General features: G+C 37.5%; 10 protein-coding genes and 1 pseudogene. 5 read left to right on the forward strand and 6 right to left on the reverse strand.

The features are described from left to right. Positions 1–114: 114 nt before the first annotated feature. On the forward strand, positions 115–1182 hold the full coding sequence (locus tag FCR06_RS14395; RefSeq protein ID WP_138500772.1) for an acyltransferase family protein: 1068 nt from the start codon (positions 115–117) through the stop codon (positions 1180–1182). Positions 1183–1452: 270 nt separating this feature from the next. On the opposite strand, the gene FCR06_RS14400 is transcribed toward FCR06_RS14395, so the two are convergent. Together FCR06_RS14400 and FCR06_RS14405 are read right to left on the reverse strand one after the other, a co-directional pair. Beyond that, positions 1453–4125, reverse strand: a complete 2673-nt coding sequence (locus FCR06_RS14400; RefSeq protein ID WP_223280142.1) for a non-ribosomal peptide synthetase — start codon at positions 4123–4125, stop codon at positions 1453–1455. A gap of 854 nt (positions 4126–4979) precedes the next feature. After that, entirely contained in the window at positions 4980–5771 is a 792-nt protein-coding gene (locus FCR06_RS14405) for an ion transporter (protein WP_138500774.1), read from the reverse strand. 110 nt (positions 5772–5881) lie between these two features. Between FCR06_RS14405 and FCR06_RS14410 the strand changes: the two are divergent. Together FCR06_RS14410 and FCR06_RS14415 are read left to right on the forward strand one after the other, a co-directional pair. Continuing rightward, positions 5882–6261 (forward strand): annotated as a pseudogene (locus FCR06_RS14410) (deaminase). Between the two features lie 53 nt (positions 6262–6314). Beyond that, positions 6315–6632: a hypothetical protein gene (locus tag FCR06_RS14415; RefSeq protein ID WP_138500776.1), complete on the forward strand. Its 318-nt coding sequence runs from the start codon at positions 6315–6317 to the stop codon at positions 6630–6632. Between the two features lie 95 nt (positions 6633–6727). On the opposite strand, the gene FCR06_RS14420 is transcribed toward FCR06_RS14415, so the two are convergent. Together FCR06_RS14420 and FCR06_RS14425 are read right to left on the reverse strand one after the other, a co-directional pair. Beyond that, on the reverse strand, positions 6728–7393 hold the full coding sequence (locus FCR06_RS14420) for a response regulator (protein ID WP_138500778.1): 666 nt from the start codon (positions 7391–7393) through the stop codon (positions 6728–6730). After that, positions 7390–8667: a sensor histidine kinase gene (locus FCR06_RS14425; RefSeq protein WP_138500780.1), complete on the reverse strand. Its 1278-nt coding sequence runs from the start codon at positions 8665–8667 to the stop codon at positions 7390–7392. The genes FCR06_RS14420 and FCR06_RS14425 overlap by 4 nt, the downstream gene beginning before the upstream one ends. A gap of 170 nt (positions 8668–8837) precedes the next feature. Here FCR06_RS14425 and FCR06_RS14430 point away from each other — a divergent pair, with 170 nt between their 5' ends. After that, complete coding sequence (locus FCR06_RS14430; protein WP_138500782.1) at positions 8838–9332, forward strand: Spy/CpxP family protein refolding chaperone; 495 nt, start codon at positions 8838–8840, stop codon at positions 9330–9332. Positions 9333–9572: 240 nt separating this feature from the next. Here FCR06_RS14430 and FCR06_RS14435 read toward each other — a convergent pair whose 3' ends face one another. Continuing rightward, positions 9573–11090, reverse strand: coding sequence for a trehalase family glycosidase (locus tag FCR06_RS14435; protein ID WP_138500784.1), 1518 nt, complete (start codon positions 11088–11090; stop codon positions 9573–9575). Positions 11091–11200: 110 nt separating this feature from the next. Continuing rightward, a complete protein-coding gene (gene treY, locus FCR06_RS14440; protein ID WP_138500786.1) occupies positions 11201–13993 on the reverse strand; it encodes a malto-oligosyltrehalose synthase in 2793 nt (930 codons plus the stop codon). An 85-nt stretch (positions 13994–14078) separates the two neighbouring features. Here treY and FCR06_RS14445 point away from each other — a divergent pair, with 85 nt between their 5' ends. Further along, a complete protein-coding gene (locus tag FCR06_RS14445) occupies positions 14079–14333 on the forward strand; it encodes a hypothetical protein (RefSeq protein ID WP_138500788.1) in 255 nt (84 codons plus the stop codon). Positions 14334–14342 lie beyond the last annotated feature (9 nt).

Here is a 14342-nt window from a genome sequence, read left to right on the forward strand (position 1 = left end):
AAAATTTTTCTTTACCTGATTGGTTTTGATGAAATCGAATAAGTAAAAACCTAAGTTATATAAGATTTTAGTATATACGTAAATGCTTTTTAGCTATTACGCATAATTATCGACATGAAAAAAACTTCAATTTCCAAAAAAAAAGCTAATTCTGATATAAAAGTAACTCTATCTAAAGATTTATATTTTGTCCGAGGAATTGCAATATCTCTTGTAGTTCTAGGTCATGTAATTGGAGGGAGATATGAAGGAATACGGCAATTGTACGAGCAAGATATATTATATATAGATTGGCTATATAAATTTATTTATACTTTTCATATGCCAATATTTTTTATTGCTTCAGGTATTTCTTTTAAAATTTTTAGTAGTAACAATAATAGTTATACCGAATTTGTCAGTTCGAAATTTACTAGACTAGTCATACCTTTAATTTTTTGGTCTTCATTTTATTTTCTCTTTCGCTGTTTAGCTGGTGTTATTAATTTTTCTTTTTTCGGTTTGATTGAATCAGTATTTTTTCCAAACTTTATATTTTGGTTTTTTTATGCATTATTATTTGCTAATTTTTTAAGTTTTATTTTAATAAAAAATATTAATTATCCTATAGCATATTATACAGTTTCGATTCTATTATTTATAATTTCATTTTACTTAAAAGGGACACTAAAAGATATCTGCTATTTTAATATTTTCTATACTTCTGGTATTGTTATTGCTCCACATTTATCAAAAATTTGTTTAAAACTCGAAAATATGTCGGATAGCTTAAGTTGGTTATTAATTTTATTATTAGTTTTAATAATGCTTTTAGTTACCAACTTATTAGCTAATGACTATAGCTTAGTTGCTAAATTTATAAACGGTATTATAGGCTTTTGCTTAATGTATATGCTTGCAACTTTGAATAAGCCGTTTTATATGTTTGAGTTCCTAAATCGTTTTTCACAATTTATTGCAGGCGTTTTTACTTACTTAGGCTTAGTTAGTATGAGCATTTACTTACTTCATATACTTTTTAGTTCGACTACAAGAATTATCTTGGTAAAATTTGGACTAATTGATCCATTAACACAATTTATTTTGGGATATGTTATTTCACTTATAGGGCCTCTATTAATTCACAAAATGTTATATGACAAAAGCAAGTTATTTAGATACTCAATTGGTGAAGCTAAGTGAACGTGAGTTTGATAGATTCTGAAGAACCCCGTTTTCATTGCTCTCCTCGTTTTGGGGAGAGGTTTAATAACCTTATTCTTTGGTATTAACTTGAAGCGTCGATAATTTGTAATGTAGAAAAAGTATTTATTAAAAAGCCAGAGTTTTTGCCGGATAAAAAAACTGAGTTGTTAGTTTTGGATAAAGTCGAGCTAAAGCAACAAGCAGTAGGCAATTCATTCAGGGCCTATTACCAAAAAGTAAATTTATAAATCAAATAGGAAGATTAATTCACAGCCTCTGAGCCTGCTTTAAACAAGCTTTTAATTTTTTTGCCAATACTTGTACATGAGGTTCTCTAAGTATACTATTGTGGTCTCCAGGAATTTCATAAACCTCCACCCCACCTAATGCAAGCCCACCCCAACCCCCCTGAGAATCAAAGTAAGCTTTTGAGGATTTTAATTTGGCTCGAAACAAGGTGACATGGCTGGGATAAACTTGCAGTACATAGTTTTTGCTGGCGTAGACGTTAGCTTCTAAAACATTGAGATTGTACAGAGCTTGAGGTGAACGATCCGCATCACTTAAGTTAAAGAAAAATTGGCGAATCAGCTTTGGGATTCTTTTGCTGATGTGCCACTCTAATCTTTCGTGAATGTAAGCTAGTTTTTGTTGAGGTTTAAGTTGTGCAAGGTTATTTAAATGAACAGAAATTAAATCAAAGAATGTGGTGGGCAAATTATTTAATCCAGTACTATCCAACAACGATAGCAAAGCCACTTTTTCACCTTGAGCATAGAGTTGCTGAGCCATCTCGAAGACTACTATACCCCCAAAAGAAGCACCTCCAAGAAAATAAGGGCCATTAGGTTGGATGGTACGTATTTCTCTAATGTATTGAGCTGCCATATCTTCAATTCTGGTGTGTGGGGCAGTTTTTCCATCCAAGCCTTGAGCTTGTAGCCCATAAACTGGTTGATTTAAACCCAAATAGCGAGCTAAATCGCAGTAGGAGAGAATGTTACCACCCACTGCATGGATGAGAAAAAAAGGTGGTTTGGAACCATTGGGTTGAATTGGTACTAAGGAAGACCAACACACCAACGAGGATGGATTACGCAAAATTTTAGCTAGTTCCTCAATAGTAGGGGCTTGTAGGAGGGTAGCTAAAGGTAGATTTTTGCCCAAAGTCCGCTCGATTTCCGCGAATAAGCGAACTGCAAGTAGGGAATATCCTCCCATATCAAAGAAATTGTGTTTGATACTGATGGGTTGGATGCTTAAAACTTTTTCCCAAATCTTCGTCAGATGAAGTTCTAATTCATCTTGGGGAGCTACAAAAGAGTCTTTTAACTGCTGTCTAGTTTGGTTAGGTGTAGGTAGGGCACAGGGGTCTACTTTCCCATTAGAAGTTAAAGGTAGAGCATTTAGGAGTACGAAAGAGTTTGGCAACATGTAATTGGGCAGTTTTTGTTTGAGAAAATGGCGTAGTTCATCGAATGTAGGTGTCTGTTCGTTGTTAGGAACAATGTAAGCTACGAGTCGCTGGTCACCTGGGTTGTCTTCTCTTGCTATGACTACAGTCTGTTGTATACCAACGTGTTGGGCGAGAATTGCTTCAACTTCTGCAAGTTCGATGCGGAAGCCCCGCACCTTGACTTGATTGTCAAGACGACCGAGAAACTCAATGTTACCATTATCAAGGTAACGGGCTAAGTCACCAGTCTTATACAATCGCGCTTCTGGCACTTTGCTAAAAGGGTTAGGAATAAATTTTTCACTAGTTAAATCAGGACGGTTGAGGTAGCCGCGAGCAAGTCCAGCGCCGCCAATATGTAGTTCACCTGATTGACCAACAGCCACAGGTTCTAAATTCTCATTCAGGATATAAATCTGTGTATTGGCAATCGGGCAACCAATGGGAGCGATGAGATAATTATTGATGCGATCGCATTTCCAAAAAGTAGCATCAATGGAAGCTTCTGTGGGACCGTAACAATTATATAGAACATTGTCTAAGTTCAATTTAGTAAAGAAACGCTCTATAAGTTCGACGGGTAAAGCTTCGCCACCACAGGTAATGTGTCTGAGGGATTGACAATTCTCAATTTTCTTTTCGTCTAATAATACCCGGAGTATGGAAGGTACTAAGGCGATAATGGTGATTTGCTGTTCAATGATTAACTCAACAAGATATTTAGTKTCCTGATTTCCACCAGGACGAGCCATAATCAATTGCGCTCCGAAGCACAACGGCCAGAATATCTGCCATACCGATGGGTCAAAGCTAAAAGAAATGTTTTGTAAAACTTTGTCTAGTTGAGTCAATCTAAAAGTTGTTTGTCGCCATGTGAGTTGGTTGCAAATCCCATAATGAGTAATCATTACACCTTTGGGCTGTCCTGTAGAACCGGAAGTATAGATTGTGTAGCTGAGGTTATCAGGCGTCGTATTACAAACGAGATTTTCTTGGTTGTTCTGGTTAATCAATTGCCAATCTGAATCTAGACAAACGATATGGGGTATATATTTAGGTAAGCTATTTACTAATTGCTGTGTAGTCAGGATCGCTGATATCTGGCTGTCCTCTAAGATATAGGCTAAGCGTTCTGATGGATATGTCGGATCTAATGGTACATAAGCGCCTCCAGCCTTGAGAATTCCTAACAGTCCTACTACCATTTCTAAAGACCGTTCGAGGTAAATACCAACAAGTACTTCAGGTTTGACGCCTAAAGTACGCAGATAATGCGCCAGCTGATTTGCTCGTTGATTTAACTGCTGATAAGAAAGTTGGGTATTTTCAAATACTACAGCAATTGCTTGGGGCGATCGCTCTACCTGAATTTCAAACATCTGATGAATACAGAGTTTCTTTTGAGCGGGTGTTTGGTTAATTTGACTGTTTTTCAAAGAAGTCAATGTATTTATATTGTCTAAATTATTACTATTGATACTCATTTTTTATCCTATTAGTACTTCAATAGATTTTTTCGCTAAAGTGGAACCTTAGCTAAGACTCTCAAAATTCCGAAGTCAGACCAGTTCAATAGTCAGAAAAATATTAATGCATGAATATAGGAGTCATATAGACTCCTGTAAAATTAGTATTTTTAGATAGCAGCTAGTATAACTTTAGGAAACTTTACAAAGCACTATTTTGGAACTTCTAATAAAGATAATATTTTTCTTACTCTCCCTACTTCCTGCGCCTTGCCCCCTACTTACACAGCAATTGGTTATTGTTTTATTTGGAAGTCACTTCATTTTAAGTGCTGTATTCTTATCTAATCTTAAAGGTAATCAACAGGATTTAAGTTTATTTTTATTGTAAAATTCAGGACAAAATGCTTTAAAAAATCTTAAAAATATTTAATGGAGATGCAATATTGATTATCTTTTAAGTAAATAAAATTCAAATAATTATTAAAGCAAGCTTATCTGATTTTAGTCTTACTTCTAAAGATATAAAATTATCATAATACTAATATATATTTGTATGTTATTTTACATTTACCCAATTCCAGGTAAAGCACCTGTCAATATAATTCCTAATTGATAATACTTGCCTGGGTATGAGAAGTAAGCTATATGTTTTTCATAATTACAATCAGTGACTGTCTTACCAAGTATACTAGTTATAAACCACTGACCCTTTATATTCAGTGTTGGTTCTGAAGCTTCTTTAATTACGAATTACCTTTCGGATTTACGAGTTTGGCAGACGCTCCTTCATTGCTACCGCTAGCGCTAACGACGCAAGCCATTAAGACGGCAAGCTCACGAATTACAAATTATGAATTAATAATATTTGGTCAATTAACCCTTCGATTAGGTAACTTAGTCCCACAGCTTTTACAAAATACAGCATCAACATCGTGGAAAGTCAAACCACAACTCGAACACACTGTTTCTACCTGATTAGCTGTTTTTACCACTTGCTTAATTAAATCTCCCACTTGCCAAGGAATCAGCGCAATTCCTGTAAAAATCATCAATACTGTTAGCAAGCGCCCTAATCCAGAAATTGGAATCACATCGCCAAATCCTACAGTTGTCATTGTGACAACCGAAAAATAAAATGCATCCAAAAATGTAGTATATTTTTCCGGATTAACCGGATGCTCAACTTGATAAATTAAGCCTGAATAAACAAAAACAATTGCAAACAATGTAAATAATATTCGCGCAAAAATCATACCATCTTCGGTGCTGATACTAGCGAATAAAATTTTTCTATCTATAAATCTGATTAATCGTAAAATCCGAAACCATCGTAGTAAACGAATATATCTAATATCCACTATTCCTATAAATAATGGTAAAATTGCGATTAAGTCAATAATTGAATAAAAGCTAAAAATATACTTWATTTTATTTTCGGCACTCCAAAGACSGAGTAAATATTCTATTAAGAAGATGATAGCGATCGCAGTATCGGCTATGCTCAACTGTAAGCGCACAGAATCAGCAATATTATAAGTTTCTGCTACAAAAATTCCTGAGGAAATGAGTATTAATACTGCAAGTGTTAAATTAATGGCTTGACCTAATGGTGTTTCCAAGTCTTTTAAGTAAAAATCTGTTGTTTCTCTACTCAGTAACATATTCGACCATTAACCAATTTTAATTCATAGTTATAGCATTAGAAACACGATATAGCGAATCATTATCTTGAGGTTATCTCAAGCTTATATGAACTCACAATATTCTTTCTATGCGTTTATCATTGGCATCAGCCAAAATAGATGATACGCTTTCCGGTGCAGTGATTGTTAAAGATAACGAAGTAGTTTAGCTCATAATACTGTCACAAGAGACAACGACTCATCAGCTCATATAAAAATCAACGTCATTCGTAGTTTAACAGCTAAACTTAAAAACCCCTCTTTAGAAGGTTATAGCATATATACAACTGATGAACCTTGTCCGATGCGTTCAACTGCTTATATTTAGAATGGTTGAGCGAAAATTGTATATGGTGCTTCAATTCAAGATATAATCACTGTAATTCAATCACAGATTGATATTACGTGTGAAGAGATCATAGCCAAATCATTTAGAAACATCAAAGGGACCCAAGGCATTTTAAAATAAGAATATTTTGCATTATTTAAATAAGTTAATTTTTTCAAAGTAACTGAGGGGAAATGTCAGAAATAGTTGGTTTAGAAGGAATGACTGTAGGAGAGGTAAACAAAGAAATAGCAAATGGTGCTAAGTTTGTCGTTTTTCTTTATTGCTTTTCTATAATAATTTTAAGCTTTAAACGTAGTTCTAAAATTTACTTTATTAAAGCTGGTGAAAGTACTTTTAAAAAAAGCCTTTCATTTATATTAATTTCATTATTTTTAGGTTGGTGGGGTATACCTTGGGGAATAATTTATACAGTACAATGTCTTTTTACTAACCTTAGAGGTGGAAAAGACATGACTGCACAAGTAATTGCTGCTTTAAGACAGACATAAACTGATATGGGTCTAAATTGCATAAACACTCTTTATAATTGTTAACTGTTAACTGTTATCAGTCATTAGTCATCGAATCTATACGGTCTTAGTTTTCATGTATACTCATTCAAATAAGACAAAAATGTATTTGCGATAATAGCAGCTTGCGTGCGATCGCGCAAATTCAACCTATTTAAAATATTTGTAACATGATTTTTTACTGTCCCCTCAGAAATGTAAAGTTCTTGAGCAATTTCTCGGTTGCTAGCACCTGTAGCAATTAACCGCAAAACCTCCTTTTCTCTAGGAGTAAGTTCAGTTAAAGTAGATGGTACAGGTGGTGACTGAGTTGGTGCAGGTTTAGAAAATTGAGTCAACAGTTTTTTGACTATTCCTGGGCCTAATTGAGTATATCCTTTATATACAGCGCGAATAGCAACAGCTAATTCTTCTGAAGGTGTATCTTTCAATAAATAACCCATCGCTCCACTTTCTATAGCTGCTGAAACATATTCATGATCGTCAAAAGTCGTGAGTACTAAAATCTTCGTTTTAGGAAAACGTTTTTGAATTTCCCGCGTGGCTGCAACTCCATCCATTACCGGCATTCTAATATCTAACAATACGACATCTGGCTGAAATTCCGTAACCAAATTAATCGCCTCTTCACCGTTTTGTGCTTCTCCCACTATCTCTAAATCTGGTTCTAGTTCTAATAACGCTCTTAGTCCTTGACGAATCAAACTTTGGTCATCTACCAGCAATACTTTAATCTTCATGTCAACCTCATTAAGGGAATATTAACTATAATTTTGCAACCAGAACCAGGAGTAGTATTAATATTAAATTCACCTCCAAGTGCTAAAGTGCGATCGCGCATACTATGAAGTCCAAAACCAGTAGTATTTTGCCTGAAATCAAAGCCTTTACCATTATCTTGAATTATTAATCGTAAATTGCTTCTGATCGTAGTGAGTTCTATTTTTACTTTTGTTGCAGAAGCATATTTAGAAATATTTGTCAATGATTCTTGAGTAATCCGATAAATAGCAGTATTAATTTCAGGTGGTAAGGAATATTCTAAATTAATTTGATAAATTGGGAGAATACCATTTGAGCGATGAAAAGATTCTGCAAGACCAGCGATCGCAATTTCTAAAGATTGCTCTTGTAAAGGGTTAGAACGCATAGTTGAAACAGATTGACGAACATCGTTGAGTGCTTTTGAACCTAATTCTTTTGCTGTTTTCAGAAATGTTTCAGCTTTAATTGGATTAGATTGCCATAATTTTAAAGCAGTTTCTAATTGCAGATTTAAAGCAGTTAAAGAGTGTCCTAATGAATCATGGATTTCACGAGCAATGCGGTTTCGTTCTTCTAAAGTAGCTTGATTTTCAATTTGCATAGCATATTGGCGAAGTTTTTCATTAGCAATAGCTAGTTTTTGGTGACTGTGCCGTTCAGATAACACTGCATTCATCATTAATAATACAAAAACTAAACTGAGAGCAAATACCAATGACCAGTTCAAACTCAAAAATCGAAAACGTTCTTGAGCCTGTGGTGAAGATTGAAAACTGAATAACTGATATTTTAATTGTGTAGTTAAAAGAAATAAACTAAATGCAAGACTTGTAACGAATAAACGTCCAGGTAACTCAAAAATTAGACAACCGCGAGTTACTAAAATTATGTATAAAAAAGGAAAAAGCCGAGCAAATCTTTCTCCAAAAAGTCCAGTTGTTAAAATTAATATAATTTCGAAAAATGTGTAAATTAACTTGTTTTTATGGTTATTTTTAGGTAACCATAAACCCATTAATGCAAAAACAATCAGACTATAAGTTGACAATTCTGGCAAAAGATTACAAATTGATAAATCTGGAAATGTTCCACAAATGGAGAATTCTATCGGTTTAGGATGAAATCGCCGTAATGGAGGTGGTGGAGGTGGTATAACTGCTATCAAAGCAGTAATTGTCAATAATATCCATTCTAAATAAAGCAGAGATGGAAAAGGATGTTTTTTAATTTGAATTAGAGGATTGGTCATTTTCAACTCCTAACTCCTAACTCCTAGCTTCTATTATTTTCAGTCACATTTGTCATAATTGAATCATGACTAAAGTCATGGGTATAACCATGACTTTCTCCTCATGTGACTATTGAAGAGAAATTCTTATGATGGTGGCATCCAAACAGGAAAAAACCACGAGATAAGTAATGAAACTCAAGACATTATCATTAATTGCTGGAGCGATCGCTTTAAGCTTAACTACAACTTCTTTTGCTGTTGTAGCTCAAACAGCCTCTCCTTCACCCCTGCTACTCGCACAAACTCCACAAAAACCAAAAGGCCCTTGGGCAGAATTGGGACTAACTGATACACAAAAAAGCCAAATTCAGGCAATTCGCCGCGATAGCCGCACTAAATTTGAAGCAGTTTTGACTCCAGAACAAAAAGCAAAGTTAGAAGCCGCAAAGCAAGCACGTCAAGCTGAACGCCAAGCAGGTCAACGCCAACCAGGCCAGCATCGAGGTGGACGAAAGAATTTTGCTGACTTAAATCTGACTGAAGCACAGAAAACCCAAATGCGCCAAATTCGGGAATCAGAGAAACAACAGATTCAAGCAGTTTTAACTCCCGAACAGCAACAAAAACTAGAGCAATTCCACCAGAACTTCAAACAACGTCGTCAACAACCCAATTCTCAATAAGCTTTAATCTTTAAAAAAAGAGTTAATAGTTTGGGATGGGCAAATAATCGCCCATTTCATTCCCAGTTAGCTAATTATGGGAAATTCCATAACTCTGTAGCTAAGAATTAAAGAATTATATAGACTTCTTGCAGAAGACGGGAAAGGGGAAAATTTTATCTCCTTTCCTTTTTCTTATTCTCATACCCCACGCCTAATGAATAGACTTTCAAACATAGGTCTCTAAGATTGCTTCACTTGTTAAACTTTTTTACCACAGACTGCTAAAAGTTCTAGAATGACTCCATTTGTCCAGCCAAAACCAATTTCGTTAGAACTATATCCAAAGCAGATTTCATCGGAAACGTTAGCAGAACAGCGCTCAACATCATATTTCTCAACTAAAGTGTTGTGACGCCCAAATTCTTTAACTACCATAGCGAGGAATTTGTTGGCAATCCGATCAGCTTGTGTATGATATCCATAGCGGTGAAGTCCCTGAACAGCAATTAACGTCAGTGGGGCCCAACCAAAGGGGGCATCCCACTGGTTACCAGTAACACGAGTACTGGTAAAAATTCCCCCTGGGGCTTCAAACAAAGAAAGATTTTCTACTAAGCGCTTGGCTTGGGTTGGGGAAGCTATTCCTAGCCAGAGGGGATAGAAGGTGGTGGCAAATTCATAACGGCGGCGTTTTCCACTCTGGAAGTGATAATCCAGATACAGTCCGTGTTCTTGATCCCAGAGACATTGGTCGATGCGATCGCGGCGGATATCTGCACGTTTGCGCCATTTTTGCGCTAGTTGTTCGTACCCAAAAATCTCTTTAATTTCGGCTAAGTCTTGTTCTACCTGATACAGCAAGCTATTTAAGCATACAGGAGCGTAATGGAGGATGTCAGCACTGAAGGGGCCAAATCGGTTAGTGATATCAAAACCCGACTCGCGCATGGTATGGTCGCTCTTGTAAAAGAGTTTGGTCAGTTGGTCATTTTCGCGATCGTAATAAAGACTAACGTCATAATCCTCAACTTCAAAAGTTTGGTAATACTCCTTAACGCGATCGTAATGGCTTCTTCCCTGCTCATCTAGTTCCGAGAACAAAACTTCTGGTGCCGGGCCTTCCCCAAAAGCATAAAATCGAGATAAGCCGGTTGCTGCATTCAGGTGGGGTGGTACTACCCAGTAATAGTAAAATTGTTCTAGTAGGGGTATCGTTGACCTGAGCCACTCTTTATCTTGGGTGTGCTGGAATAGCGCCATAACCATCATACTGAGGACAGGCGGCTGCGATCGCGACAGCATGTAAGTCCGGTTGGAATTGAGGATAATACCGTAATGTTGTAGCTGGTACAGTAATTGGTCTACTTGGCTTTGAGCTAGTTCCAATTCCCCATCGCGCAAAAGTCCCAATAATATAAAGTAGCTGTCCCAACCATACATTTCATTAAACCGACCGCCAGGTACAACATAAGGCCCTGGCAGGTATAATAATCCATGCTCTTTAATTGCTTCGACTTCACTGGGCAAAGTGCGAATTTCAATTTTTTGCATTTCCTGGGGAGATAGGATACGCTCCAACACTCTTTGAATATTGGGACAGTCTTCCAAAGGTGAAATATAAACAATCCACGGATTTTCTGTTTTGTGGTCTAGCTTCGTATCCTTCGCAGATTGTAGTAAATGCTCGTGCGATCGCGTTAACGTTTTCCACGTTTTTTTAATATGAGCTTGTAGAGCGTCAATCTCGACGGAAGTGAGTGCTAATTGAGTAGTCATAATATCTCAATGAGGAGTGGAGACTAAGGACTAAGGACTGGGGACTGCGGACTAGGGACTATTTTCCTAATATCCAGTACCCAGTACCCAGTACTCAGTACCCAGTCCCGTTAATCACTTACCAATAGAGCAACTGGAAAATGGGCGAGAGCAGATGCGATAGATAATGTTTCTTTGGCTTGTAGAGATTGTTCAGTTAAGACATTTCTCCAAGACAAGGAACTTCCAGAAGGTAATTGCAGATGTGTATCTTTCCACACAGACTCGCCCAACGGATCTTCTCCAGGCTGAATCAGGCGAGTGAAAAAGCGAGGTGCGATGGCGATCGCTGTCTGATTCTCTAATTGTCGCGCAAAGGCAATAATATGATTAGCGTGAGTTCCCTGAATTTCTAACGGCAGATAATCTCCGTCTTGAAATAAGGAGAGATAATCTTTTCTAGCTTGGAGTAATTGTGCGGTTAAAAACAGTTTAATTCTCCCGTCGGTTTTGTCCTTGAGCAACTCCGGAATCAATCCCAGAATGTCGGTTTTGATTTGCTTTTTAATGGCGCTGAGGTAACTTTGTCGTAGCTCATAATCCACGGGACGGCGGTTATCTGGATCGACTAAACTTAATTCCCAAAGTTCCGTTCCCTGGTAAAAATCAGGTACGCCGGGTGCAATAGCCTTGAGTAGAGTCTGGGAAAGGGAATTGAACATTCCATAGTAGGCAATTCGCTGCCCAAAAGGATGGAAAGCTTCGAGAAATTGCCCGGAAATTGCAGGATTGAGTATTTTTTCTACAAAGGAAGTGCAAGCTTCTTCGTATCCATTATCAGGCCGCAACCATGCAGTATGCACTTTCGCTTCTCTAATTGCTTTAATCATATAGTCCTTCACCCGTTCCACGAAAGATTCGTGTTCGTCTTCAGCAAAAGGAAACGCACCCACTAGTGTTTGATAGAGAAAATACTCATCATTGCGATCGGGCATGGCAAATCCCTGGCGAACGCTGCGATGTCCTTGATTATGATGACTCCAGATGTTGACCTGTTCTTCCCACGCTTCAGGCAATTCCGACAACACATTTAACCTGGCTCGCACATCTTCGCCGCGTTTGGTGTCGTGAGTGGCTGTGGTGTTCATCGTGTGCGGCCATGTTGCTTGATGCTTTTGGTTAAAATTGTGGAAGTCAGCAACAGGGATGCCAAAATGACTGGGATTTCCACCCACTTCATTAAGTGATATCAACCGATTGTAAACATATAATGTTGTGTCTTCGACGCCTTTGGCCATCAGAGGGCCGCTGTATTGCTGCATCCGCGAGACAAAATATATCCACTGTTCGCGTTCTGTTTGCGAAAGAGAATTATCAAATTCTAGCAGCATCAACTTTTCAATAAAAGTTAATTCATGCTGCAACAAAGGTGCTTGTTCTTTAGCTTGATTAATTACTTTTTGAATAGTCTCTTTATCAGTCTCCCCTATTCCATCGTGAGTAATATAGGTACGGTAAATTGGGAACAGTGCTAAAACTTCCGCGATCGCTCTTTTGAGTCCATTGAGGGTAAAGTCATTGCCGTAGCGGTATTTGCTGGAAATATTCTTTAACAGCACGGCTAAATTATCTATGTCCCCTGCTAAGTTTCTCTCTAGAATCAGTTGCTTTTTGGCCTTTACCACTGATGAATAATCTGCTTTCGTACTGATAAATGCATGATAAATTTTATCAAACCATGATTCTGTTTCAGTTTCACAAAATACGCCATTGATATAGTTCATAAAGTCATATCCGGAAGTACCTTGAATCGGCCAAGTTTCTGGTAAATCTTCCGTAAGTTCTAAAATTTTTTCAACTGTGATGTAAACATCACCAGTCTTTTCTCGTAGTCTTTCGAGATACTGGAGTGGATTATAAAGTCCATCAATATGGTCAACGCGTAGACCTGTAAATTTACCTTCTTCAACTAGGTTTTGAATGAAGCCATGAGTGTTATGAAAAACCCGCACTTCCTCGACTTTTACAGAAATTAATTCGTTAACAGTAAAGAACCGACGATAGTTCATTTCTTCCGCCCCAACCTTCCAGAAGGACAGACGAAAAAATTGGTCGTTGAGTAAATCATCTAGCAGATTAAAGCTTTCAGAATTCCCTGGTTCTCCGTTAAAAGTTTTGATGTTTTCATCAATGAATTCGCGGATTGAATCGTTTGTGGTGTACAGTTCCCAAACCAATCCTTTAATAAAAGCAATTTGGTCTTGTCGCTGTTTACCTGCAACTTCTGAAGGGACATTTTTCAGAATGTAGAGAATCCCCAATAACTTAATAAAATCGGGATGATTGCGCCCCAGCGTGCGTGTGAGTCTGCCGAGATTGTAGGTGAGAACTTTTGTGTAAGATTCTAACCGCAACGGCAGCTTTAAACTGTAATAATTAACAGTTAAACCGCTTTGTTCGTATTGCAGTTGAATGTGTCCATTTTCTAGGGATACACCATAGAAATCTCCCAGTAGAGGAGCGAGAATTCGTTCTTGGCGATCGCCAAATGGTACATTCCAAGAAAGGTCGAAGTATTCAGTATAGCTGGAATCTGGACCGTGTTCCAAGACATCCATCAAATAATCGTTTTCGCTGGTATACGCCATGTGGTTTGGCACAATATCTTGTAACCAACCCATTTCCAGGGATTGTATTTCACTGATTAATGCATCAAAGGACTCATTAGTTCCCAGTTCTGGGTTGAGTTGAGTGGGATCTACAATATCATACCCATGTGTACTACCAGAGCGCGCCTTGAAAATCGGAGAAGCATATAAATCGGAAATGCCTAAATCTGAGAGATAAGCAGCGATCGCTTTTGCATTTTCAAAGCCAAACTGAGGCGTAAACTGAATTCGATAAGTTGCTCTTGGAATTCGCATATTTGTTTCTCGTAAAAGTGCTAAGTGGTGAGTTAGGAGAGACGCGATTAACCCTTGTCTGTACAAGAGTTGGGAGTTTGAGGTTTTGAAACTCAAAGTTGAACCTCTGAAGCTCAACGTTGAACCTTTGAACTCGAAAGTTGAGCCTCTGAAGCTCAACGTTGAACCTTTGAACTCGAAAGTTGAGCCTCTGAAGCTCAAAGTTGAACCTTTGAACTCGAAAGTTGAACCTCTGAAGCTCAACGTTGAACCTCTGAACTCGAAAGTTGAGCCTCTGAAGCTCAACGTTGAACCTCTGAAGCTCAACGTTGAACCTTTGAAGCTGAACTTTAAGTTTTAGTCTTCCCAC

Source organism: Nostoc sp. PA-18-2419, from assembly GCF_005869855.1.
GTDB lineage: Bacteria > Cyanobacteriota > Cyanobacteriia > Cyanobacteriales > Nostocaceae > Nostoc.